Annotated in this window: 20 protein-coding genes; 9 read left to right on the top strand and 11 right to left on the bottom strand. The window is 60.1% G+C overall.

All coding sequences use genetic code 11. The features are described from left to right. Window positions 1-41: 41 nt before the first annotated feature. From rnr to rpmG, 4 genes are all read left to right on the top strand, one after another. A complete protein-coding gene (gene rnr, locus IM739_RS10435; RefSeq protein ID WP_237371037.1) occupies window positions 42-2,315 on the top strand; it encodes a ribonuclease R in 2,274 nt (757 codons plus the stop codon). A 56-nt stretch (window positions 2,316-2,371) separates the two neighbouring features. Continuing rightward, window positions 2,372-2,824, top strand: coding sequence for a DUF983 domain-containing protein (locus IM739_RS10430; protein ID WP_237371036.1), 453 nt, complete (start codon window positions 2,372-2,374; stop codon window positions 2,822-2,824). 284 nt (window positions 2,825-3,108) lie between these two features. After that, entirely contained in the window at window positions 3,109-4,287 is a 1,179-nt protein-coding gene (locus IM739_RS10425) for an MFS transporter (protein WP_237367736.1), read from the top strand. 96 nt (window positions 4,288-4,383) lie between these two features. Beyond that, window positions 4,384-4,551: a 50S ribosomal protein L33 gene (rpmG, locus tag IM739_RS10420; protein WP_007599340.1), complete on the top strand. Its 168-nt coding sequence runs from the start codon at window positions 4,384-4,386 to the stop codon at window positions 4,549-4,551. Window positions 4,552-5,338: 787 nt separating this feature from the next. Here the strand turns inward: rpmG and IM739_RS10415 are convergent. Next, a complete protein-coding gene (locus IM739_RS10415) occupies window positions 5,339-6,712 on the bottom strand; it encodes a PleD family two-component system response regulator (protein WP_237367735.1) in 1,374 nt (457 codons plus the stop codon). 11 nt (window positions 6,713-6,723) lie between these two features. Beyond that, window positions 6,724-7,095 (bottom strand): response regulator, encoded by a 372-nt coding sequence (locus IM739_RS10410; RefSeq protein WP_007599342.1) that lies wholly within the window; start codon window positions 7,093-7,095, stop codon window positions 6,724-6,726. Window positions 7,096-7,231: 136 nt separating this feature from the next. On the opposite strand from IM739_RS10410, the gene IM739_RS10405 reads away from it, so the two are divergent. From IM739_RS10405 to IM739_RS10385, 5 genes are all read left to right on the top strand, one after another. Then, window positions 7,232-7,525: a DUF3572 domain-containing protein gene (locus IM739_RS10405; protein ID WP_237367734.1), complete on the top strand. Its 294-nt coding sequence runs from the start codon at window positions 7,232-7,234 to the stop codon at window positions 7,523-7,525. Next, complete coding sequence (locus IM739_RS10400; protein WP_237367733.1) at window positions 7,525-8,160, top strand: hypothetical protein; 636 nt, start codon at window positions 7,525-7,527, stop codon at window positions 8,158-8,160. Before IM739_RS10405 ends, IM739_RS10400 begins: the two co-directional genes overlap by 1 nt. 119 nt (window positions 8,161-8,279) lie before the next feature. Next, window positions 8,280-9,566, top strand: coding sequence for a DNA polymerase IV (locus tag IM739_RS10395; protein ID WP_237367732.1), 1,287 nt, complete (start codon window positions 8,280-8,282; stop codon window positions 9,564-9,566). An 80-nt stretch (window positions 9,567-9,646) separates the two neighbouring features. Next, complete coding sequence (locus IM739_RS10390; protein ID WP_237367731.1) at window positions 9,647-10,447, top strand: YoaK family protein; 801 nt, start codon at window positions 9,647-9,649, stop codon at window positions 10,445-10,447. A 152-nt stretch (window positions 10,448-10,599) separates the two neighbouring features. Next, entirely contained in the window at window positions 10,600-11,853 is a 1,254-nt protein-coding gene (locus IM739_RS10385; protein ID WP_237367730.1) for a L,D-transpeptidase family protein, read from the top strand. 3 nt (window positions 11,854-11,856) lie between these two features. Here IM739_RS10385 and dnaE read toward each other — a convergent pair whose 3' ends face one another. From dnaE to nuoN, 9 genes are all read right to left on the bottom strand, one after another. Next, a complete protein-coding gene (gene dnaE / locus IM739_RS10380) occupies window positions 11,857-15,354 on the bottom strand; it encodes a DNA polymerase III subunit alpha (protein WP_237367729.1) in 3,498 nt (1,165 codons plus the stop codon). Between the two features lie 329 nt (window positions 15,355-15,683). Continuing rightward, window positions 15,684-16,373 (bottom strand): ABC transporter ATP-binding protein, encoded by a 690-nt coding sequence (locus IM739_RS10375; protein ID WP_007599375.1) that lies wholly within the window; start codon window positions 16,371-16,373, stop codon window positions 15,684-15,686. Between the two features lie 14 nt (window positions 16,374-16,387). Continuing rightward, window positions 16,388-17,695 (bottom strand): lipoprotein-releasing ABC transporter permease subunit, encoded by a 1,308-nt coding sequence (locus IM739_RS10370; RefSeq protein WP_237367728.1) that lies wholly within the window; start codon window positions 17,693-17,695, stop codon window positions 16,388-16,390. 21 nt (window positions 17,696-17,716) lie between these two features. After that, the gene (gene proS, locus IM739_RS10365; protein ID WP_237367727.1) at window positions 17,717-19,039 is read right to left on the bottom strand and encodes a proline--tRNA ligase; all 1,323 of its coding nucleotides are present in this window, start codon (window positions 19,037-19,039) and stop codon (window positions 17,717-17,719) included. Window positions 19,040-19,551: 512 nt separating this feature from the next. Beyond that, window positions 19,552-19,824: a DUF1467 family protein gene (locus IM739_RS10360; RefSeq protein WP_237367726.1), complete on the bottom strand. Its 273-nt coding sequence runs from the start codon at window positions 19,822-19,824 to the stop codon at window positions 19,552-19,554. 126 nt (window positions 19,825-19,950) lie between these two features. Then, on the bottom strand, window positions 19,951-20,355 hold the full coding sequence (mce, locus tag IM739_RS10355) for a methylmalonyl-CoA epimerase (protein WP_237367725.1): 405 nt from the start codon (window positions 20,353-20,355) through the stop codon (window positions 19,951-19,953). A 59-nt stretch (window positions 20,356-20,414) separates the two neighbouring features. After that, the gene (locus tag IM739_RS10350) at window positions 20,415-22,082 is read right to left on the bottom strand and encodes a ribonuclease J (protein WP_237367724.1); all 1,668 of its coding nucleotides are present in this window, start codon (window positions 22,080-22,082) and stop codon (window positions 20,415-20,417) included. A gap of 19 nt (window positions 22,083-22,101) precedes the next feature. After that, the gene (locus tag IM739_RS10345) at window positions 22,102-22,869 is read right to left on the bottom strand and encodes a biotin--[acetyl-CoA-carboxylase] ligase (RefSeq protein ID WP_237367723.1); all 768 of its coding nucleotides are present in this window, start codon (window positions 22,867-22,869) and stop codon (window positions 22,102-22,104) included. Then, window positions 22,866-24,311, bottom strand: coding sequence for an NADH-quinone oxidoreductase subunit NuoN (gene nuoN / locus IM739_RS10340; RefSeq protein WP_237367722.1), 1,446 nt, complete (start codon window positions 24,309-24,311; stop codon window positions 22,866-22,868). The genes IM739_RS10345 and nuoN overlap by 4 nt, the downstream gene beginning before the upstream one ends. Window positions 24,312-24,313 lie beyond the last annotated feature (2 nt).

Raw genomic sequence — 24,313 nt, 5'->3', positions numbered from 1 at the left:
ATCGCAAGGCTCGGCGGGCGGCGAACGCGGCAGCCGGTGCCGTGCCCGATAAGCCGGTGATCATCCACGGCGAGGTTCCGCCGCGCGATGTTCTGATGCAGTTCATCACCGACAATCCGGACCGGGCCTCCAAGCGCGAGATTGCCAAGGCATTCGGCCTGAAGGGCGAGCAGCGCGTCGAGTTGAAGCAGGCGCTGAAAGATCTCGAAAACGACGGCATGCTGACCAAGAACCGCAAGACGCTGGCGCGTCCCGGTGCCCTGCCACCTGTGACTGTTCTCGACATCACCACCCGCGACAAGGATGGCGAACTGATCGGCCGTCCGGCGGAATGGCCGGAAGAACTTGGCGCTGCACCTGCCGTATCCATCCGCCAGTCGAGCAGTGACCGCACCAAGGGCAAGACGCCGGTCGGCGGACTGGGCGACCGGGTGCTGGCGAAGATCTTCCCGTCCAAGGACAGGGCAGGCCCCGCCTATACGGCACGCGTCATCAAGATCATCGACAAGCAGCGCGGCGCCCTGCTTGGCGTCGTTCGCGCCATGGCAGACGGCAGTGCGCGCCTGATGCCGATCGAGCGGCGCGGCGAGGAATTGCAGATCGATGCGACGGATCTCGGCGAGGCCAAGGACGGCGACCTGGTCGAAGTCGAGGTCGCGCGCTCCAGCCGCTTCGGCCTGACCCGCGCGCGCGTCTTGAACGTGGTCGGTTCGGTCGCCACGGAAAAGGCGATCTCGATGATCGCCATCCATGCACATGGCATTCCCTATATCTTCCCGCAATCGGTCATCGCTGAAGCCGAAGAGGCAAAACCGGCCTCGATGTCGCATCGCGAGGACTGGCGCGACGTGCCGCTGATCACCATCGATCCGGCCGACGCCAAGGATCACGACGACGCGGTCTATGCCGAACCGGACCCTTCGCCGGACAATCCGGGCGGCGTGATCGTCACGGTGGCGATTGCCGACGTCTCCTATTACGTGCGGCCGAAATCCGCGCTGGACCGTGAGGCGCTGAAGCGCGGCAATTCGGTCTATTTCCCCGACCGCGTCGTGCCAATGCTGCCGGAGCGCATCTCCAACGATCTCTGCTCGCTACGCGAAGGCGTCGATCGTCCGGCCCTTGCCGTGCGTATGGTCTTCTCCCACGAAGGCCGCAAGGCCGGACACACCTTTCATCGCATCATGATGAAAAGTGCGGCCAAGCTCTCCTACCAGCAGGCGCAGGCAGCGATCGACGGGAAACCGGACGACAAGGCCAGCCCGCTGCTCGAGCCCATCCTGAAGCCGCTATGGGCCGCCTACGCGACACTCAAGCGCGGCCGCGACCGACGCCAGCCGCTCGAGCTCGACATGCCGGAGCGCAAGATCATCCTGAAAGAAGACGGCACCGTCGATCGTGTGCATATTCCCGAACGCCTCGACGCACACAAGCTGATCGAGGAGATGATGATCCAGGCCAATGTCGCAGCCGCCGAGACGCTGGAAAAGAAGCGCCAGCCGCTGGTCTACCGCATCCATGACGCGCCGACGCTGTCCAAGCAGGAGGTGCTGCGCGAATTCCTGGCGACGATCGGCTTCTCGCTGGTCAAGGGCGGCAACCTGCGCTCGAACTCATTCAACGGCATCCTGGCCAAGGCTGTCGATACGCCGCACCAGATCATGGTCAACGAGATGGTGCTGCGCAGCCAGAGCCAGGCAATCTACAGTCCCGAAAACATCGGACATTTCGGCCTCAACCTGTTGAAATATGCGCACTTCACCTCGCCGATCCGCCGCTATGCCGACCTGATCGTACATCGGGCGCTAGTCGGTTCGCTGGGTCTTGGCGAAGGCGGGATCACGCCGGAGGAAGAGGCAAGCCTCGACGATATCGCCGCCGAAATTTCGACCTTCGAACGCCGCGCCATGGCCGCCGAGCGCGACACGATCAACCGACTGATCGCGCATCATCTCGCCGGTCGCATCGGTGAAGCGTTCGATGGCCGGGTGTCGGGCGTGACCAAGGCGGGCCTGTTCATCAGCCTGCCGCAGTTTGGCGCCGATGGCTTCGTGCCGGTGTCCACCCTGGGCCGCGACTACTATATCTATGACGAAGCGCATCAGGCACTGGTCGGCGAACGAACCGGGCTCGGCTATCAGTTGGGTGACAGCGTCGAGGTTCGCCTGGCGGAAGCAGCACCGCTTGCCGGTGCCTTGCGGTTCGAGATGCTGAGCGAAGGCCGAAAGCTGCCGGTCGGCACCCGCTCGTTCCACAAGTCTGGTCGACGCGGCGCAAAGACGCCTGGAACGCGGCCCAACCGCCCAAGACGGTGAGAACTGTCACCACGGAGATGACGGACATGACTGCAAACCGGATGGGTGGGAACCATATGGATACGAACCGCGGGGATGGCGTGGCCACATTCGGCGGTGGCGCCCAGGTCGAGCGTCCGCTCGGGCGCTCGATCAAGCGCGGCATGCTGAACAGTTGCCCCGCCTGCGGCTCGGGGAAGCTGTTTCGCAACTATCTCAAAGTCGTCGACAATTGCGCGTCATGTGGCGAAGCCTATCATCACCATCGTGCCGACGACCTGCCGGCCTATCTGGTAATCCTGGTGCTCGGCCATGTGCTCGTCGGCGGGTTCATGCTGACCGACCTTGCCTTCCCTGCGCCCGGCTGGGTGCATTTTGCCATCTGGGCCCCGATCGGGGTGATTGCCTCGCTGCTCAGCCTGCAGCCGATCAAGGGCGGTGTCGTCGGCCTGCAATGGGCGCTGAGGATGCACGGATTCAGCGGCCGCGAGGACGAGGTCGAGACTCCCCTTCCGGCACCCGACGAATGATGGCCAAAGCGCCGGTATCGTCACAATAGCTTCAACCTTATGCCCGTGTTTATCGATAGAAACAGAACTGGCCGCGATCTCAAGCCGATTCGTCTTGCCGGTTGGCGACACGGCCACTTGACTTGCGCACTATTTGCGATCTGAACATGCCGCAGTCCTTATGGACATCCTCGGAGATAGATAAGCACCAATGCCATTCGACATGCCCGTTTTCCTGTTGCGCAGGCTCGACATTCCTTCTTGCACCTGCGGCGCAGTGTTTTGCTGTGGCCTGGGGGCATTGCATGTCTGAGCCGAGCAACGGCCTCAACGGCCACCGCGACGATATCCACTGGCCGTCGCTGGTTGCGGCCATCTCGGCGATTTCGGCTGTCGGCATTGCCATCGGCCTCGGCCTTCCGTTGCTCAGCATCATCCTGGAAAAACGCGGCATCTCGTCGACGCTGATCGGCTTCAATTCGGCGATGGCCGGCATCGCCGCGATGATTGCCGCGCCGATTTCCACCAAGATGGCGCATGCCTTCGGCGTCGCGCGCACCATGCTCTGGGCCGTCGTGCTGGCTGCGATCAGCGCAGTCGGCTTCTATTATGCCGAACAGTTCTGGATGTGGTTCCCACTGCGACTGGTCTTTCACGGCACGACCACGACACTGTTCATCCTGTCAGAATTCTGGATCAATGCCGCCGCCCCACAGAGGCGCCGTGGGCTCGTGCTCGGAATTTATGCCACAGTCCTTGCGGTGGGCTTTGCATCCGGCCCCCTGCTCTTCTCCGTCATCGGCAGCGAAGGTCTGCTGCCGTTCCTGATCGGCGCGATTGCCATCCTGGCTGCGGCGATACCGATATATATCGCCCGCAATGAAAGCCCGGTGCTGGACGAAAAACCGGAACGGCATTTCCTGCGCTATGTCTTCCTGGTCCCAAGCGCGACCGTCGCCGTGTTCGTCTTTGGCGCGGTCGAGGCAGGCGGCCTGTCCCTCTTTCCGATCTACGCCACCCGCACCGGCTTCAGTGAGACACAGGCAGCACTGCTGCTGACCGTCATGGGTATCGGCAACATGGTGTTCCAGATCCCGCTCGGTCTTCTGTCCGACCGGATGAAGGACCGTCGGCTGCTGCTGTCAGCGCTGGCCATGATCGGCCTTGCCGGGTCGCTCGCGCTGCCCTGGCTGTCGTCGAACTGGCAATTGATGGCCGTGGTGCTGCTGTTTTGGGGTGGCAGTGTCTCCGGGCTCTACACGATCGGCCTCAGCCATCTCGGATCGCGACTCACCGGTGCCGACCTTGCGGCGGCCAATGCCGCCTTCGTTTTCTGCTATGCGGTCGGGACAGTCGCCGGTCCACAGGCAATCGGCGCGGCGATCGATATCTCCGGCAATGACGGTTTTGCCTGGGCAATAGCGGGTTTCTTTGCCCTCTATGTGGTTGTTTCCCTGGGGCGTTGGCTTTTTAGCCCGAAATAGACTTGACTTTTCGGGCGCGATTTGTAGTTTCGCGCCAGATTTGCCGGGGGCCTCGTTCAGTCGTCCACGGCTTAGTTTATTAGAGGCAGGACGACCATGGCCAAGGCTACAACCATCAAGATCAAGCTTCTGTCGACGGCCGACACGGGTTTCTTCTACGTTACCACGAAGAACAGCCGTACGATGACGGATAAGATGAACAAGACGAAGTATGACCCGATCGCGCGCAAGCACGTCGAGTTCAAGGAAACCAAGATCAAGTAATCCCTGATCTCTTCCTATCAAAAAGGCGTGTCACGCGAGTGACGCGCCTTTTTCATTTTGTGCTGCTGCTCAAGGGCGTACATCGGTTCAACGCGATCCCGTGAAACGAAAAACACCGGCCTCCTTTCGGAGACCGGTGTTTTTCAATTAGGGGGTCGGTCGGTACGCAAACACGGCACGAGGAACCGTTTTGGACGTTGCATACCAACCGACCGACCCCACGACCCAGGAGATGCGGCGGACCTGAGCATCATGGGGTATCAAGAACCTCTTTGAGAGGTTTTGTTCCACACAGTGAAAATCACTCAACTGGAGAAAAAAATCAACACTTTATTAACTGCGAGACAGTCAGCGATTCAATTATGGTTAAATTAACTATCAATGATTGTGCATAAACGCCTCGAGAGACAATGAAGGCGATTTTTCTACTTGGACTTGACCAAGATTTCTCCAAGTACATCTCAGTCAAATCCCTCAAAAATCACGACAGGTAGCACCGACCCAATCCCGGGCGGCCGTATACGCGCAAAAATTTGAAATATTGCCGAACTGGATCATTGCGCAGCACGCGCCAGAGTGTGTCGTGAAGGACACTATGAGGAAATTAATAGTTGCCGGCCGTCAGAAGGTCGGTTTTGTAACTGCTCAAAATCACATCAGCATTAGGAATGTATGCTCACTTGGAATGCAGACCACAAAGCTGTGAACAATCGCATTGTTATCAACCGACAAGGCCAACGCAACACCCTGATTTTAGTGGTGGAATTTTAGAGCCGAGGCCGCCGGCTCACGCAGCGGCAGCAACGACCCGGTTGCGACCGGAATTCTTCGCTTCGTAAAGCGCGCGGTCGGCCTGTTTCAGCAACTGCTCGGGTGTAACGATACCCGGCCCCATCGTGGCAATGCCCATGGAAGCAGTCAGCATCAACGACTTCTCGCCGGACCGTAGCTGGAAGGGCCGTGCCTCGATCATGCCGCGCAGGCGCTCGGCCACCACCGTTGCAACTTCGGCGGACGTATCCGGCATCACGACAACAAATTCTTCGCCACCGTAGCGGCAGGCGAGATCTGCCCCCCGCACGGTCCCGCGGATGCGTCCAGCGAACTCCTTCAGCACTTCGTCGCCCGCATCGTGGCCATGCACATCGTTGACCTGCTTGAAGCGGTCGATATCGGTGATGCAGAGCGTCAGAGGCCGGCCACGTGCCATGGCGCGGGCAAACAGGGTGCGCAGGTGGTTGTCGAGATAGCGTCGATTGTGGAGGCCCGTGAGGCCATCCGTGACAGCGAGTTCGACGGTCTGGCGCACGCTGTTGCGCAGCTGGTCGTTGAAACGCTTGCGACGCACCTGGGTCAGCGTACGGGCCACCAGTTCGTTGGGGTCGAGCGGTCGGACGATATAGTCATTGACGCCAAGATCGAGCGCACGAATGATCATCTGCTCATCGCCCTGCTCGGTGATCAGCAGGATGGGGATGAAACGCGTCCGCTCCAAAGTGCGCAGCTGCGAGCACAGGCGAAGCGGATCATAGTCCTCGAGATTGCAGTTGACGATGACCAGATCGAATGGGTTTTCCGCAGCCTCAAACACCGCCGCCTGCGGGTCGGACATGGCGCTGACCATGGCGATCGGCTTCAGCGACTTGATGATGCGCTCCTGCGAGGCGCCGCGGCTGTCGACCAGCAGGATCTGCGCCGGTTCGTCCAGGCGCCCGTCATGCAGGCGCAGCGCGTCCTCGATGCCGGCGTGCCGCGCGTCGTCGGAGCGGATGCGCAATTCGTCGCTGAGCGTCTTCAGCCGCACAAGGCTTTTCACCCGCGAGATCAGTTGCAGGTCGTTGACCGGCTTGGTCAGAAAATCGTCGGCACCCGCCTTCAGTCCGCGGACCCGATCGGATGGCTGGTCGAGCGCGGTCACCATGACGACGGGGATATGGGCCGTGCGCGGACTGGATTTGAGCCGCTCGCAGACTTCGAAGCCATCCATCTCCGGCATCATGATGTCGAGCAGGATGACGTCCACCTGGGTGCTGTCGCAGATATTGAGCGCATCACGACCATTGTCGGCGGTCAGCACTTCGAAATATTCGGCCATCAGCCGCGCTTCGAGCAACTTCACATTCGCGGGGATATCATCGACAACGAGGATGCGCGCGGTCATGGCTGGTTTCCTTACGCGTCCCCGAGATAGGTCTTGATGGTTTCGATGAACTTCGGCACCGAGATCGGCTTGGAGACATAGGCCTCGCATCCTCCCTGGCGGATGCGCTCCTCGTCACCTTTCATGGCAAAGGCCGTGACCGCAATGACCGGGATCACATGCAGATCAGGATCTTCCTTCAGCCACTTCGTCACTTCAAGACCGGAGACTTCCGGCAACTGAATGTCCATGAGAATCAGATCGGGCTTGTGGCGGCGCGCCAGATCCATCGCTTCCATGCCATTGCGGGTCTGCACCGTCTCGTAGCCGGAGGCCTCGATAAGATCGCGGAAGAGCTTCATATTCAGCTCATTGTCTTCAACAATCATTACCTTTTTCGGCATTCACCCGGTCCCTTATCCCGCACCTAACAGATCTAAACGCGAGATCCGGCGGCGGGTTGCATCTTCCGTCATCACGCAAGGTAGTGCTATTTGGTTTCGAAATCGGTAATTCGACAGGCAGACAGGAAAAGACTTGATGGAAAACAGGCATATACACCAGGAAGCCGAAGCAACAGCGGTGGCTGTTCTCGGCTGGCTCGCAAGCGAGCCCGACATGCTCTCTCGTTTTCTGGCGCTTTCCGGCGTGCGGCCGGACCAGATGCGCCAGGCGGTCAATGATCCCGGCTTCCTCGCCGGCATGCTGGATTTCCTGATGGCGCATGAACCGACGCTGATGGCGTTTTGCACGGCGACCGGGACGAAGCCAGAAACAGTCATGGCCGCTGCGCAGCGCTATTCGCAACCAACCCTTGATTCCGGCGAAATCTGATGGCAGCCGGCATCGGCACTATCCGCCTCACCGATAAACCACTGATCGTCTGCGATGTCGATGACGTGGTGCTACAATTTGCGACGCCATTCGCCGCCTTTCTCGAAAGCTGTGGCCATCGCCTCATCCCCCGGTCATTCAAACTCACCGGGAACATCGTCTCAAGCCTCGACGAAACCGTTCTGGACGCGCCGGCCGTCCAGTCGCTGATCGATGAGTTCTTCATGGCCCAGGAAAGCTGGCAGACGCCGTTTGCCGAGGCGGTCGAGGTCCTGCATAGCCTGGCCGGCGCGGCGGACCTGGTTTTCCTCACAGCGATGCCGCCACGGCACGTGGACGCGCGTCGCCGGCTGCTCGACCAGCTGACACTGCGCTATCCGCTGATCGCCGCCGACGAAGCCAAGGGGCCATTGGTGGCGGCACTACATGCGGACAGGTCTCTGCCGGTCGCCTTTGTCGATGACATGGCGCATAACCTGCATTCGGTCGGCGAACATGTCCCCGCCTGCCTGCTCGTCTATATGCCGCCGCCGGTCGAGATACACACCTATGCTCCTCTGCCCCCGGCCCCTGTGCGAAAGGCGGCCGACTGGATCGAGGCGAAGACCATGATCACCACGCATTTCGGCACCTGAGGCGGGTCGGCACCTGCAATCCGAACGAAAAGAGTGGGCGGCCTGGATTCGGCTCTGATCATGGCTTGTAAGGCAGAATACATCCGCTAATGTGGCGATGTTCAATTTTTGTTCCTGTCATGACGCGCACCGAACCACAGTTTCCAGGCTTTTGCCGTGACTGCCTCAAGGGGCAGCCTGATGGCCGCAAGCGATGCCATGCCTGCGGAAGTCCGAGGCTGGTCTATCACTCGGAACTTCGCCGCCTGACCCTTGCCCATGTCGACTGCGATGCCTTTTATGCGTCGATCGAGAAACGTGACAATCCGGACCTGATCGACAAGCCGGTGATCATCGGCGGCGGCAAACGTGGCGTGGTCTCGACGGCATGTTATGTCGCGCGTATTCATGGCGTGCGTTCCGCGATGCCGATGTTCAAGGCGCTGGAAGCCTGTCCGCAGGCCGTGGTGATTCGGCCGGACATGGAAAAATATGTGCGTGTCGGCCGCGAGGTGCGGGCTCTGATGGAGGAACTGACGCCGCTGGTGCAGCCGATCTCGATCGACGAGGCTTTTCTCGAGCTCAAGGGGACCGAGCTGCTGCATCACGAGCCACCGGCCATGGTGCTGGCACGGTTTGCGCGGCGGGTGGAGCATGAAATCGGCATCACGATCTCGGTCGGGCTGTCCTACTGCAAGTTTCTGGCAAAGGTAGCGTCCGACCTGCAGAAACCGCGTGGTTTTTCGGTTATCGGCGAGGAAGAGGCCTTGCGGTTTCTGGCGGACAAGCCGGTGACGATGATCTGGGGGGTCGGCAAGGCCCTGGCGGCCACCTTGGCGCAGGACGGCATTCGCAGTATCGGCCAATTGCAGACCATGGATGAAACCGATCTGATGCGGCGCTACGGCGTCATGGGACAGCGGCTCTCGCGGTTGTCGCGCGGGATCGACGATCGCGAGGTGCATGCCAATGAGGCTGCCAAGAGCGTTTCGGCGGAAACGACGTTTTTCGAGGATACCAGCCGGGCGGATGAGCTGACCAAACATCTGAGGGAGATGTCGGAAAAGGTGGCATGGCGACTGAAACGCCACGGCATCGCCGGACAAACCGTCGTCCTCAAACTGAAAACCGCGGATTTCAAGACACGAACGCGCAACCGCAAGCTGGACGATCCGACGCAACTGGCGGACCGGATTTTCCGCACGGGCTTGTCCCTGCTCGAGAAGGAGACCGATGGCACACGCTTTCGCCTGATCGGTATCGGCGTCTCCGATCTCAAGGATCCTTCAGTCGCCGATCCGCCTGACCTGGTCGACGAACAGGCATCGAGACGGGCAGCCGCGGAGGCCGCAATGGACAAATTGCGCGACAAGTTCGGCAAGGGTACCGTGCAGACCGGCTATACCTTTCCCGCCAAACGCTCCTAGCGCGCTTGCGGTGAAGGCGAGATAGCTGCAGCGGTCCGTTTCGCGGATTGAAGCGGCAAATTGGTTCTCAGGACAAGGCAATGCATACCCTATCGGAAAGCCAGAAGACAAAGGTGCAACGCCGCACATTCGCACGACGCAAGTCGCTGAGGATCTTTCGCATGGCGGCTTCGCATCGGCGCAACGCGCCGAATGACATCATGCTCGGCATGGTTCTGTCCTTCGTTGCCGGCGCGATCAATGCAGGCGGCTTTCTGGCGATCGGCCAATACACCTCGCATATGACCGGCATCGTTTCGTCGATCGCAGACAATCTTGCGCTTGGGCTTGTCGGGCTCGTGGGCGTCGGTCTTGCGGCACTGGTATTTTTCACGACCGGCGCTGCCTGTTCGGCGATCCTGATCAACTGGGCAAGGCGTCATCGACGACACCAGCAATATGCCTATCCGCTGGCGCTGGAATCCGGCCTGCTGATTGTCTTCGGTGCAATCGGCGCCTTTCTGCCACATGCGCCGATCATGGCGATTTCGACCGGGCCGCTGCTGTGCTTCATCATGGGCCTGCAGAACGCCACCATCACCAAGATTTCCGGTGCCCGCATCCGCACGACCCACCTGACCGGCATGGTCACCGATATCGGCATCGAACTCGGTAAGCTCGGCTACAGGAGGGCTGCGCGGCTGGCGCAACATGCGCCCGTGACGGCCGACGGAAAGAAACTCGGGGTGCTGGTGCCCATCGTCACGATGTTTTTTCTCGGCGGTCTCGTCGGTGCATTGGGTTTCAAGCATCTGGGTTATGGCTTTTCCCTTCCGCTTGCCGCGCTGCTACTGGCGCTTGCCTCGCCGCAGCTTCGGCCAAGGGGCGCGCGTTCGGCCTGAGACGAGACGTGTCAAATCCGCCCTGTGGATATCGCCTTGGCACAGTTCACAGTCACGTGTTCGCGCCGATCACACAGCTCAGACAAAAGCTTTCTTAAACTTCGCGTCCTAGGATCGCCGCCAACCCAGTATTGCGTATCAACGGTCGGTCCATGTTCCAGCGTTTTGCCCTCGCCTTCGGTCTCTGTCTTGCCGCCAGCACGGCACTTGTCTCGCCAAGTCATGCCAATGGGTCGGCACCGCTGCAGATCTATGTTTCGAAGACAGACCAGACGCTGACCGTCTATGACGGTGACCAGATCGTGGCGACGTCCAGGGTCTCGACCGGCAAGGCCGGGCACACCACGCCATCGGGCGTGTTCTCGATCCTGGAAAAGCGCAAGTATCACGAGTCCAATCTCTATTCGAACGCACCGATGCCCTTCATGCAGCGACTGACATGGTCCGGCATCGCGCTGCACGAAGGCAAGGTGCCGAATTATCCGGCCTCGCATGGCTGCGTGCGCCTGCCGAACGGATTTGCCAAATCACTGTTTTCCATGACCGAACGTGGCGCGCATGTGATCATCACCGATGATCCTGTGACGCCGCGCACGCTGTCGCATGCGACGCTCTTCGTGCCACGCATTCCGGTTGAGGACGGCCAGTTGCTCTCGGATGTTCAACTGCGTCCGACAACGATTGACGCATCGCTGAAGCCGGTCGAAGTGGCAATGAACCAACTGCCTCCCAAAGCCGGCGCGTCGGCCTCGCTGGTTCTCGAGGACGAAGAACCGGCACTGCGAATTCTCATTACCCGGCGCAGCGAGCGCGAACAGATCCTCGACGTACAGCATCTGCTGGCCGATCTCGGCTTTGACGTGGGCGTTGCCGACGGACTGCTGGGCTCCAAGACCATTGCCGCGATCAAGGGCTACAAGCGCTGGAAATCCATCGAAAAGAGTGACACCATCCTGTCGAAGAGCTTCCTCGCCGCGCTTTACCAGTCTGCAGGCAAGGGACCGCCGCCAGCCGGCCAGATCATGATCCGGCAGCAATTCAAGCCGCTGTTCGAGGCACCTATCTCGATTGCCAGGCCGGAACTGGCGCTCGGCACGCATTTCATCGAGGCAACCTCCGTCGACCGCTACAAGGGCAAGGCCGAATGGCGTTCGGTCACGTTGGAAAACCACCTGACGAAGCCGGCCATGAAGCGTCTCGGCATTGTCACACCGGCAGACGATCAGGCCGTGTTCAGCGCCGAAGCCGCACTGGCACGGATCGAGATCCCGGGCGACATCCGCGCCAAGATCGAGACCATGCTCAGCGAGGGCACCTCGATCACGATTTCGGACATCGGCCTCGGTACGGAGACCGGCGACGGAACGGACTTCATCACAGTGACACGGCCGCCGCCCCGAGGCTGATCGTCAGCTCACCAGTTCGACATCGAGCACGCCGGGCGTCGAGCGCATGGCAGCGGCGATTTCCGGCGAAATGCGGAATTTCTCCGTCAGTTCGACCTCGATCTCGCGTTTGCCGTCATCCTTGATGACGATAAACGAGACAAGCCCGTCGCCGCGCGCATTCAAATGTGCGGCCACGGCGCGCAACGGCCCTGAATCGCGGACATAGACGCGCATCGCCTTCTGCATGCGGATCGACTGTTCCTCCAGCGACTGTGCCGTCTGGATGCGAAGGCCGATGCCTTCCGGACGTTCCTCGGCCGCGACGGTAATGACCAGCGACTTGCCCGATTCCAGCAGATCGCGATACTGATTGAGGCCTTCGGAAAACAGTACCGCTTCATATTGGCCCGAGGCATCGGAGAAGGTGACGATGCCCATCTTGTTGCCGGTGCGGGTCTTGCGTTCCTGACGGGAAATCACGGTGCCTGCCAGACGACCCGCGGTGGCTCCCTGCTTCACTGCAACGGAAAAATCGGCAAAGTTCTGGACGCGCAGCTTTTCAAGCAAGGAGCGATAGGCATCGAGCGGGTGAGCCGAGAGATAAAAGCCCAGCACCTGGAACTCGCGCATCAGCTTCTCGGAGGAGAGATACGGCGTGTACGGCGCAAAGACGATGCGTTCCGGGCCGCTCGCTCCGCCGGAGCCGAACATATCGGACTGGCCGCTGACGGCATTTTCCTGGGCGCGCTGGGCATAGCCCATGATCCGGTCGAGGCTGCCGCTCATCTCGGCGCGGTCATGGCCGAAACAATCGAAGGCGCCAGCGGAAATCAGGCTTTCAAAGACGCGGCGGTTGACCTGCTTGGGATCGATGCGCAGGCAGAAATCCTCGATATCGGCAAAGGGCGTGTCTCCCCTTACCTGCACGATGTGATCGACTGCCGCTTCGCCGACGCCCTTGATTGCGGCTAGCGCATAGAAGATCCTGTTCGGGCCAGTCTGGAAATGGCGGAAAGAGGTCTGCACCGAGGGCGGCACGACCTGGATACCCAGGCGACCGGCATCCTGGCGAAAATCCACCAGCTTTTCCGTGTTCGACATATCGAGCGTCATCGACGCTGCGAGGAATTCAACCGGATAATGCGCCTTCATATAGGCGGTCTGGTAGGAGACGATGGCGTAGGCCGCGGCATGCGACTTGTTGAAGCCGTAGTTGGCGAACTTCGCCAGAAGTTCGAAGATGTTGACGGCCTGCGGTTTCGAGACGCCGTTCTTGACCGCGCCGTCGACGAAACGGGCGCTTTGCTGGTCCATCTCGGCCTTGATCTTCTTACCCATGGCGCGGCGCAGCAGATCGGCCTCGCCGAGCGAATAGCCCGACAGGACCTGGGCGATCTGCATGACCTGCTCCTGGTAGACGATAACCCCTTGAGTTTCCTTCAGGAGATAATCGATCGACGGATGGACGGACTCGATTTCCTCTTCGCCGTGTTTGCGGGCGTTGTACGTCGGGATGTTCTCCATCGGACCCGGGCGATAGAGGGCCACAAGCGCGATGATATCCTCGATGCAGTCGGGCCGCATGCCGATCAGCGCCTTGCGCATGCCGGCACTTTCCACCTGGAACACGCCGACCGTCTCGCCGCGCGACAGCATGTCATAGGTCGGCATGTCGTCGAGCGGGATGGCCGCCAGATCGACCTTGTGGCCACGCTGCTCAACGACGAAGTCTACCGCCGTCTTCAACACGGTCAGCGTCTTCAGGCCGAGAAAGTCGAATTTGACCAGACCCGCCTGCTCCACCCATTTCATGTTGAACTGGGTAACCGGCATGTCCGAGCGTGGATCGCGGTACATCGGCACGAGCTTCGACAGCGGGCGGTCACCAATGACGATGCCGGCGGCGTGGGTCGAGGCGTGACGATAGAGACCCTCGATCTTCTGGGCGATATCGAGCAAACGCCCGACGACCGGCTCCTTGTCGATCTCTTCCTGGAATTTCGGCTCTTCCTCGATCGCCTTCGACAGAGGCGTCGGATTGGCGGGGTTGTTCGGAACGAGCTTACAGATCCGGTCGACCTGACCATAGGGCATTTCCAGAACACGGCCGACGTCGCGAAGGGCCGCACGCGCCTGCAACGACCCGAAGGTGATGATCTGCGCCACCTGCTCGCGGCCGTATTTCTGCTGGACGTAGCGAATGACCTCTTCGCGGCGGTCCTGGCAGAAGTCGATATCGAAGTCCGGCATCGAGACACGGTCGGGGTTGAGGAAACGTTCGAACAGCAAGGAGAAGCGCAGCGGATCAACGTCGGTGATGGTCAGCGCATAGGCGACAAGCGAACCCGCACCGGAACCACGTCCGGGACCAACCGGAATGTCGTGCTGCTTTGCCCATTTGATGAAGTCGGCAACGATCAGGAAGTAACCGGGGAACTTCATCCGCTCGATGACCGAGAGTTCGAAATCGAGCCGTTCGCGATACTCGTTTTCCTCGTAGCCCTTCGCCATACCGAGCGTTGCCAGACGCATGTCGAGGCCCTCGACCGCCTGACGGCGCAATTCGCGCGACTCCTCGCGCTCGGCCTCTTCCGGATCGTCACTGCCGCCGGTGAAGCGCGGCAGGATCGGCTTGCGTGTGTCGAGCACGAAGGAGCAGCGCCGGGCGATCTCGATCGTATTGTCGAGCGCTTCCGGCAGATCCGAAAACAGTTCGACCATCTCGGCACGGCTCTTCAGATAATGGTCCGGGGTCAAGCGAAACCGGTTGTCATCCGAGACGATCGCGTTGTGGGCAACGGCCATCAGCGCGTCATGGGCATCATAGTCGGCTCGCGACGGGAAGAAGGCTTCATTGGTCGCCACCAAGGGCAGGTCGTGATCATAGGCGAGCTGAACCATGCGACGCTCGTGGCCACGATCATAATTGCCATGGCGCTGCAGTTCGACATACAGCCGGTCGCCAAACAGTGCCTTCAGCGCCAGCAGCCGGCTCTCGGCCTGCGCCTTGTGGCCGTCCTTCAGCATGAGGTCGACGGGCCCGTCGGATGCTCCGGTCAGCGCAATCAGCCCATCGGTTCCGGCTTCCTCGAGCCACGACATCTTCACGTGCACGGCGTGACCGGCATCGCCACCGAGATAGGCGCGACTGACGATGTCAACCAGACGTTCGTATCCGGCCGGATTGGCTGCCAGAACGACGATCGATGGCAATTTCGCCACATGGCCATTGCGCTTTTCGCCGGACGAATCCTCCATTTCGATCGACAGTTGACAGCCGATGATCGGCTGGACGCCGTCACCAAGTGCCTTCTGGGAAAATTCGAGTGCAACGAAGAGATTGTTGGTGTCGGTGATCGCGATTGCGGGCTGGCTATCGGCAACCGCCTTGCCCAGAATCTTTTTCAGCGGCAGCGCACCTTCCAAAAGCGAGAAGGCCGAGTGCACGCGCAGATGGACAAAACCCGGGCTTCCACCCAACCGATCGGAAGTTTCCTTGCCGCCGTTTGCCTCGCCCATCGGTTTCATCCTCACGCATCTTGAATCAGCGCAGTTTTCAACGTTCGAAGATGTGAAGTCCAGCGGAGTTTGATCCGGCAAAGCCTCTCTCTACAGCTTTGCCGGAAGAGTGCTTCAGAGTGCCAGCATGATCAGCGACATACTACCAACAAACATAGCAAGGGAGGCGAATGCAGCAACGTCACGAAGTATCTCGGTCATGTCTGTCTCCTGTCTCTTTATGTTTTTATTTTGTTCTCATTACGTTCCGTTGTCAACCAAAAAAAAGCCCGCCGTCGAACGGAACAGAATTCCATCCAACCGCGGGCCGCTGCCTGTTCGAATTTATATCAGGGCTGGAATTCGACGATCTTGCCGTCAACCAGGGTTACACAACGATCCATGCGTCGCGCGATCTCGTGATTGTGCGTCGCGATCATCGCGGACAGTCCCGATTGGCGCACCAGCGCTTCGAGCGCCGAGAAGACGTAAGAGGCGGTTTCCGGATCGAGGTTGCCGGTCGGTTCGTCGGCGAGCAACACCAGCGGCGCGTTCGCGACCGCGCGCGCAATCGCGACGCGCTGCTGCTCACCACCGGACAATTCCGCCGGGCGATGTTCTGCCCGCGGACCGATGCGCATATAGTCGAGAAGCTGCTTGCCCCGTTCCTTCGCCTCGGCCTGGCTGAGGCCCGCGATCAACTGTGGCATCATCACGTTTTCCAGTGCGGTGAATTCCGGCAGGAGATGATGAAACTGGTAGACGAAACCGACGGAATTGCGCCGGATCGTCGTGCGCTGTTCATCGCCGAGCTCCTGGCAGGCAATGCCGCCGACCGTGACTTCGCCGGCGTCCGGATGCTCAAGCAGACCGGCGATATGCAGAAGCGTCGATTTGCCGGTGCCTGACGGCGCCACAAGCGCGACAGTCTCACCGGTGCGCAGGGTGAAATCGGCACCTTTCAGGATGGAAAGCACGGTTTCGCCCTGACCGTAGTGGCGGTCGATGCCGGCAAGCGAAAGAACAACGTCGTTGGCCATCGGGGTCGGCATCCTTATTCGTAGCGCAATGCCTGCACCGGATCGAGGCGCGAGGCCCGCCAGGCAGGGAAAATGGTCGCCATGAAGGACAGGCTGAGCGCCATCACCACCACGGAAATCGTCTCGCCGACATTCATGTCCGCCGGCAACTGGCTGAGGAAATAGAGTTCCGGATCAAACAGCACCGTGCCCGACACCCAGGAGAAGAACTGGCGGATCGATTCGATGTTCAGACAGACGACAACACCGAGCAGAACGCCGGCGAATGTGCCAGTCGTGCCGATGGCCGCACCCGTCATGAAGAAGATGCGCATGATGGCGCCCGATGTCGCACCCATGGTGCGCAGGATAGCGATGTCGCTCGCCTTGTCCTTGACCAGCATGATCAGGCCGGAAATGATGTTGAGTGCCGCAACAAGCACGATCAGCGTCAGGATCATGAACATGACGTTGCGCTCGACCTGAAGGGCCGAGAAGAAGGTCTGGTTGCGCTGGCGCCAGTCGGTGATGAAGATCTGGCGACCGGCGGCCTGCTCGATCAACGGCCTCAGGTCGTCCACTGCGTCGGGATCCGAAATGAAAAGCTCGATCGACTGGACGATGCCCTCGACATTGAAATAAAGCTGCGCCTCCTCCAGCGGCATATAGATGATCGAGGCATCATATTCCGACATGCCGATCTCGAAAATGCCCGAAACCGGGTAGGACTTGACCCGCGGATTGACTCCCATCGGCGTCACATCGCCTTCAGGCGAGACGAGCGTGATCGTGTCGCCGGCGCTCAAGCCCAACTGGGCGGCCATGCGCGAACCGATCAGCACGCCCTGCCCGGCGGTGAAGCCGACCATGTCGCCGGAGCGGATATTGCTGGAGACGACCGTGAGCTTGGCGAGGTCATCCGGACGGATGCCGCGCACCAGCGCGCCGGTGCCTGCCCCTTCCCGACCCGATGCCAGCGTCTGGCCCTCGACCAGTGGCAAAGCCATCGTGACACCCGCAACGGACGAAAAGCGGGTTGCGAGATCGGCATAGTCGTTCAATGGCTGATCGATCGGTTGCACGATCATATGGCCGTTGATGCCCAGAATGCGCGAGACCAGTTCCGTCCGGAAGCCGTTCATCACCGCCATGACGATGATCAGCGTCGCCACGCCAAGCATGATGCCGACGAAGGAGAAACCGGCGATCACCGAAATGAACGCCTCCTTGCGCCGCGCCCTCAGGTAGCGCCAGGCGACCATGCGTTCAAAGGCGGAAAAAGCCCGTGCGGCGGTGCCCTTTTGGGCTGTGCCCGTCTCGTTGCCAGCGGCTTTGCTCGCCATGGTGCCTCCCTGCTTTCGCCCTTAGGCAGTCAGCTTGTTGATCGCCGCTTCGATCGTCATCGTCTCGCGCGCACCGGTCTTGCGGTCCTTGAGCTCGATTTCGCCAGCGGCGACCGAGCGAGGGCCGACAATGATCTGCACCGGCACGCCGATGAGGTCAGCCGTGGCGAACTTGGTGCCCGCGCGATCATCCGTATCGTCGAGCAGAACGTCCTTGCCGGCCTTGAGCAGGGCCGCGTAGAGCGTTTCACACGCAGCGTCGCAAGCCTCGTCGCCCGCTTTCATGTTGATCACGGCTGCATCAAACGGCGCGACGGATGCCGGCCAGATGATTCCGTTGTCGTCATGCGAGGCTTCGATGATGGCGGGAACAAGGCGTGACGGTCCAATGCCATAGGAACCCATGTGGACAAGGTGTTCCTTGCCGTCCGGACCCTGGACCTTGGCGCCCATCGGCTCGGAGTATTTCGTGCCGAAATAGAAGATATGGCCGACTTCGATGCCGCGGGCAGACAGGCGATCGCCTTCCGCAATGGCGTTGAAGGCCGTCTCGTCATGCATTTCCGACGTCGCGGCATAGACCGAGGTCCATTTGTCGAAGATCGCCTGCAGGCCGGCCACATCGTCGAAGTTCGTGTCTTCTGCCGGAATCTCGAAATCGATGAAGGCCTTGTGCGAAAAGACTTCCGATTCGCCGGTATCTGCCAGAATGATGAATTCGTGGCTGTGGTTGCCGCCAATCGGGCCGGTATCGGCGCGCATCGGGATCGCCCTTACACCGAGACGGGCAAAGGTGCGCAAGTAGGCTGCAAACATCTTGTTGTAGGAATGGATCGCCTCTGCCTGGGTCAGGTCGAAGGAATAGGCATCCTTCATCAGGAACTCGCGCGAGCGCATGGTGCCGAAACGCGGACGGATCTCGTCGCGGAACTTCAGCTGAATATGATAGAGGTTGAGCGGCAGGCTCTTGTACGACTTGACCGAAGAGCGGAAGATGTCCGTGATCATTTCCTCGTTGGTCGGGCCATAGAGCATCGGGCGGTCCTGACGGTCCTTGATGCGCAGCATTTCCTTGCCGTAGTCCTCGTAGCGACCGCTTTCCTGCCAGAGTTCGGCGGACTGCAGGGTCGGCATGGACAATTCGATGGCACCGGCGCGGTTCTGCTCCTCGCGGATGATCTTGTTGACCTTGTCGAGCACGCGCTTGCCGAGCGGCAGCCAGGAATAGATCCCCTGGCTCTGCTGGCGGATCATGCCCGCGCGCAGCATCAGGCGATGAGAAACGATTTCGGCTTCCTTCGGGTTTTCCTTCAGGATCGGCATGAAATAGCGCGACAGACGCATAACGAATTCCAGCTGGTTGATGATCCGGCCAAGGGGCGGAATCAGCGATTGAAATGGGATATCCGGATGCGTTCATAGCCGTTTCGGCATCCGATGAAAACCCGCAAGCGAGATCCCGCGAAATCGCCCACAAGCGGTTGCGCCAGTCGTTGCGTCCCCTTCGAACATGCTGCAAATGCTGGCGTTTTGTGGCAGCCGTGCGACATTTAGGGCTTAGGCGATTTTTTTCGGTGACTGTAGCATTTATGCAAATTTTAGGGGTGACAACGTCCACGGATTGGGCTAGTTTCAGCCCATAAAAGAGGCAAGGAGTTCAAATTCTTGCCATTATCGCGGTAAAGTCTTGGGAGGATCAGATCTTAGGCGCGCTTGTCGCAGCCCCTTAATTGGTGAAGGATCACGCGATTATTAGAACAAGGTCTTCACAGACCTTGTTTTTTTTTGGCCTGTCAAAACAACGAAAAGAACGACCGAGGTCGCCCGTTAGACGATACTCCCGAGCGCGCCGTCTCTTACTTCTGGAAGTCCGGAAGAATGCGGGGCAAGTCATTGACGCTGATACCGAAATAGGCGCTCGCCACGTACCATCCGCCATAGATCAGCGCGGAGACGACTGTCGTCGTCATCATCACCCGGAAAGCGCGAAACCTTGTGGGTGCGCTGGCGACGGTGCCAAGCACCACATCGTTATCGTCATCCTGGGTTCGCAGACCAATCGGCAGGACGACGAACAGTGTCAGCCACCAAATGACGAAATAAACCGCCAGCGCTGAAATGATGGCCATGGGTCTGCTCTCCGCTTGCCGCGCCTGCGGCCCCTGCTGTTGCATGATGCGCCCGGGACGCCCGTGCTCGCACCGTTGGTTGCTATAGTCCCTTGCCGGCTCTGCCACAAAGGACAAAGCGACGCATCAGACCTGTTCAAGTTCGATCAATGTGCCGAAGAAGTCCTTGGGGTGCAGAAAAAGAACCGGCTTCCCATGCGCGCCGATCTTCGGTTCGCCCGAACCCAAAACGCGTGCGCCAGCCTCGGTCAACTGGTCGCGCGCAACAAGGATGTCATCCACTTCATAGCAGATATGGTGCATGCCGCCGCCGGGATTCTTGGCCAAAAATGCCCCGAGAGGTGACTCTTCGCCGAGCGGGGCCAACAGCTCCACCTTGGTATTGGGCAATTCGACGAAAACCACGGTCACGCCATGCTCCGGGAGAGCCTGCGCCTGGGATACTTTCGCACCCAGAGTATCGCGATAACCGGCCGTTGCGCTGGCGAGATCCGGAACGGCGATGGCGATGTGATTGACGCGACCCAGCATACTGCTTCTCCTCGAAAATCGGTGCGGGGACCCTAAAGCGTCGGTCCCCGCCTCGTCTCTCAGACTTTGGTCAGGAAAACCGTGACGATCGGCTTCTTGCCCCAGGCCTCATTGGCAGCCGAGCGGACAGCGCGCCGAACGGCTTCGCGCACCACTTCGAGTTCCTTACGACGGGTGCGTGGAATGCTCTCGACAGCGCCGAGGACGGCGTCATACAGCGTGTCTTCCATGTCCTCACCCTCGATGTCGAGTTCCGGCAGACCGTAAGCAACCACATCCGGATCACCGAGGAAATCGTAACGGCTATCGAGAAGAACGTTGACCGACACATGTCCGGCATAGGACAGCCGCTTGCGATCGGCGATGCCCATGTCCTCGAGATTGCCAACCAGCTTGCCGTCCTTGTAGACCCGTCCGACCTGGGCCTTGCCGATCACTTCTACAGCCCCGGGTGCAAGACGCAGGATGTCGCCGTTGCGGACCTTCGGAACGGTTTCGATGCCGGCCTGAACCGCAAGTTCGCCCTGGGCAACCAGATGTGCGGCCTCGCCATGAACCGGGACAAGGACCTTCGGCCTGGTCCATTCATACATCTTCAGCAGTTCATTGCGGCGGGGATGACCCGACACATGCACCAGCGCCTCGCTGTCGGTGACGATATGCACGCCCTGCTCGACGAGACCATTCTTGATGTCCTGAATTGCCTTTTCGTTGCCTGGGATCGCGCGGGAGGAAAAGACGACCGTATCGCCGGCGGCAAGGGCGACATTGCGCATCTCATCGCGCGACAGCTTGGCAAGTGCTGCGCGCGACTCGCCCTGGCTGCCGGTGAGGATGACGACGACCTTGTCGCGCGGGATGAAGCCGAATTCGTCTTCGGCGATGAACGGGCGCAGTCCTTCCATGATGCCGATATCATGGGCGACGGCGGTCACCCGCTTCAGTGAACTGCCGAGAAGCAGCACTTCGCGACCGGAGGCTTCCGCTGCCTGTGCGATCGAACGAATACGACCGACATTCGATGAGAAGGTGGTGATGGCAACGCGACCTTCGGCGGCCGCGATGATCTTGCGCAGGCCCTCGGAGACTTCTTCCTCGGACGGCGAGACACCATCGCGCATGGCATTGGTCGAATCGCACATCACCGCAAGCACGCCTTCGTCGCCGATTGCACGGAAGCGCTGCTCGTCCGTCATCGGACCGAGCGAGGGGTTGTGGTCGATCTTCCAGTCGCCGGTATGGACCAGATTGCCAAGCGGCGTGCGGATGATCAGCGACATCGGCTCGGGGATCGAATGATTGACACCGATCGCCTCGATCGAGAACGGACCGACATTGATCGTGTCACCGGCCTTGAAGGGCGTGATCGGGATCTCGGCCCGACTGCCTTCGTAGGCGCGCTTGGCTTCTAGCATGCCGGCGGTGAAGCCCGAGGCATAGACCGGCACGTTCAGGCCCGGCCACAGGTCGTTCAGGGCGCCGTAGTGATCCTCGTGCGCATGGGTGATGATGATGCCCTTGAGGTTCTTCTTCTGCTTTTCGATGAAGCTAATATCGGGGAAAACCAGATCGACGCCGGGAAGGTCGGGACCGGCGAAGGTCACGCCGCAATCGACCATAATCCATTGGCGATTTGCGGCCGGGCCGTAGCCATAGAGCGCGAGATTCATGCCGATTTCACCCACGCCGCCAAGCGGCAGGAAAACCAGTTCGTCGTTGTTAGCCATTCTTTTTCCTGATCCAGTTTTACCCGAAAAACACATCACCTGCGGCGATGGTCATCGTTCCATCGGCACCGCGGTCGAGCAATAGAACTCCCTTATCATCGATTCCGGCAAAGATCCCGGGAATCGAGCGATCCGGCAGATTGACAGTTATTTTCTCGCCAAGCCCGCATGCCGCATGCCGCCACCGCTTGACGATTGCGGCAATGCCCCTGCCCTCATCCCAGATCGAGATCGCATCGGCCATCTCGGCATACAGATGAGCAAAGACCTCTTCAGGGGAGATCGACACGCCTTCATCGGCAAGCGAGGTCACCGGATAGAACCCGTGGTCAGGACGCACGACGATATTGATACCGATACCGATCACCAAGGCGGTGCGTCCATCGGCAAGCTTCTCCGCTTCAATCAGGATGCCGGACGTCTTGCGGCGGCCGATCAGCACATCGTTGGGCCACTTGATTTCGACGGGAGCGGCGCCGAGCGGCATGACGGCACGAATGGATGCGTGCACAGCTGTCGCCACCGCAAGCGGCAGGGATGCCAATTCTTCCATCGGCGCCGGATCGATCAGCAGCAAGGACGCATAAAGATTGCCCCGTTCCGAGACCCAGGTGCGACCGCGTCGACCGCGACCGCCGCTCTGGCATTTTGCCGTGACCCACAAAAAACCAGAATCGCCCGCGCGAGCGCGGGCGAGACATTCACTGTTGGTGGACGCCACTTCGTCCAGAGACACGTGCCGGAAGTCGTCAATGGACAACCGGCGGGATCTGCGGACGCCTGTCAATTAAACAGCGTCTTTGCAGCGGCCTCGGCGGCTGCACCGAGCGGGCCGCCGAAGACGACGTAGCCGACGACAAACAGGCCGGAGAGGCCGAAGACCAAACGCAATTCGCCGGCCGTGCGGGCAAACTCGCCCTTGGCTTCATCGAACCACATGACCTTGACGATGCGCAGGTAGTAGAAGGCGCCGATGACGGACGCCAGAACACCGATGATCGCCAGCGCATAAAGCTTTGCTTCGATCGCCGCGACAAAGACGAAGTACTTGGCGAAGAAGCCGGCCAGCGGCGGAATACCCGCCAGCGAGAACATCAGCGCGGTCAGAACGAAGGCCATGAACGGACGCGTGGTCGACAGGCCGGCGAGATCGTCAATGTTCTCGACATTGCCGCCTTCCTTCTGGCGCATCGCCATGATGCAAGCGAAGGTGCCGAGGGTCATGACGAGGTAGATCGCCATGTAAAGCAGGACGCCGGACACGCCGCCGGCGGTGCCGGAGGCCAGACCAACTAGCGCATAGCCCATGTGGCCGATCGAGGAATAGGCCATCAGGCGCTTGATGTTGCGCTGACCGATAGCCGCGACCGAACCCAGAACCATCGAGGCAATCGAGATGAAGACGACGATCTGTTGCCATTCCGCGAAGATCGGCAGGAAGGCATCGATGACGACACGCACGAAGATTGCCATGGCACCGATCTTCGGTGCGGCAGCCAGGAAGGCGGTGACCGGGGTCGGCGCACCTTCGTAGACGTCAGGCGTCCACATATGGAAGGGAACGGCAGAGATCTTGAATGCGAGACCGGCCATGATGAAGACCAGACCGAAGATCAGGCCGATCTGCGGCTCGCCGACCGACAGGACTGCGGCAATTTCGTCAAAGCCGGTATTGCCGGTGAAGCCATAGACCAGCGACATGCCGTAGAGCAGCATGCCGGACGACAATGCACCGAGAACGAAATATTTCAGGCCGGCTTCCGTGGAGCGGAGGCTGTCGCGATTGATCGCAGCGACCACATAAAGCGCGAGCGACTGCAGTTCGAGCGCCAGATAGACCGAGATCAGGTCGTTGGCAGAAATCATCAGCATGATGCCGAGCGTCGCCAGAACCAGCAGGACCGGGAATTCGAACTTGTCGAGATGGTCGTTCTTGGCATGGCCGACAGCCATGATCATCGCGGTGATCGAACCGATCAGGGCCAGGATCTTCATGAAGCGGGCAAAGCCATCGGCGATATAGGCGCCGTTGAAGGCTTCGCCTTCGCCGGAAATCCAGATGACACAGACGCCGGCTGCAAGCAGCAGCGCAACGGCGAGACCCGTGACGGTACCGGTCGCCCGATCGCCCGAAAACACGCCAATCATGAGCAACGCAAGCGCGCCGACGGCGAGGATCAGTTCCGGCGTGACCAGATGCAGGCTTGCGATGAGAGTTTCAACGGTCATAT

The sequence above is a fragment of the Rhizobium sp. SL42 genome, assembly GCF_021729845.1.
GTDB lineage: Bacteria > Pseudomonadota > Alphaproteobacteria > Rhizobiales > Rhizobiaceae > Allorhizobium.
This window is presented reverse-complemented; position numbering and strand designations above follow the sequence as displayed.

Coding starts and splice junctions, on each gene's coding strand:
- IM739_RS10360 (WP_237367726.1), bottom strand. CDS start 19,824: ATGGCCATCATTTCAGCGCTGGCGGTTTATTTCGTCATTTGGTGGCTG.
- IM739_RS10375 (WP_007599375.1), bottom strand. CDS start 16,373: ATGGCCAACGACGTTGTTCTTTCGCTTGCCGGCATCGACCGCCACTAC.
- rpmG (WP_007599340.1), top strand. CDS start 4,384: ATGGCCAAGGCTACAACCATCAAGATCAAGCTTCTGTCGACGGCCGAC.
- nuoN (WP_237367722.1), bottom strand. CDS start 24,311: ATGACCGTTGAAACTCTCATCGCAAGCCTGCATCTGGTCACGCCGGAA.
- dnaE (WP_237367729.1), bottom strand. CDS start 15,354: ATGGGCGAGGCAAACGGCGGCAAGGAAACTTCCGATCGGTTGGGTGGA.
- IM739_RS10410 (WP_007599342.1), bottom strand. CDS start 7,095: ATGCCGAAAAAGGTAATGATTGTTGAAGACAATGAGCTGAATATGAAG.
- IM739_RS10395 (WP_237367732.1), top strand. CDS start 8,280: ATGACGCGCACCGAACCACAGTTTCCAGGCTTTTGCCGTGACTGCCTC.
- IM739_RS10425 (WP_237367736.1), top strand. CDS start 3,109: ATGTCTGAGCCGAGCAACGGCCTCAACGGCCACCGCGACGATATCCAC.
- IM739_RS10400 (WP_237367733.1), top strand. CDS start 7,525: ATGGCAGCCGGCATCGGCACTATCCGCCTCACCGATAAACCACTGATC.
- IM739_RS10350 (WP_237367724.1), bottom strand. CDS start 22,082: ATGGCTAACAACGACGAACTGGTTTTCCTGCCGCTTGGCGGCGTGGGT.
- IM739_RS10430 (WP_237371036.1), top strand. CDS start 2,372: ATGGATACGAACCGCGGGGATGGCGTGGCCACATTCGGCGGTGGCGCC.
- IM739_RS10405 (WP_237367734.1), top strand. CDS start 7,232: ATGGAAAACAGGCATATACACCAGGAAGCCGAAGCAACAGCGGTGGCT.
- IM739_RS10370 (WP_237367728.1), bottom strand. CDS start 17,695: ATGGCGAGCAAAGCCGCTGGCAACGAGACGGGCACAGCCCAAAAGGGC.
- mce (WP_237367725.1), bottom strand. CDS start 20,355: ATGCTGGGTCGCGTCAATCACATCGCCATCGCCGTTCCGGATCTCGCC.
- IM739_RS10385 (WP_237367730.1), top strand. CDS start 10,600: ATGTTCCAGCGTTTTGCCCTCGCCTTCGGTCTCTGTCTTGCCGCCAGC.
- proS (WP_237367727.1), bottom strand. CDS start 19,039: ATGCGTCTGTCGCGCTATTTCATGCCGATCCTGAAGGAAAACCCGAAG.
- IM739_RS10415 (WP_237367735.1), bottom strand. CDS start 6,712: ATGACCGCGCGCATCCTCGTTGTCGATGATATCCCCGCGAATGTGAAG.
- IM739_RS10390 (WP_237367731.1), top strand. CDS start 9,647: ATGCATACCCTATCGGAAAGCCAGAAGACAAAGGTGCAACGCCGCACA.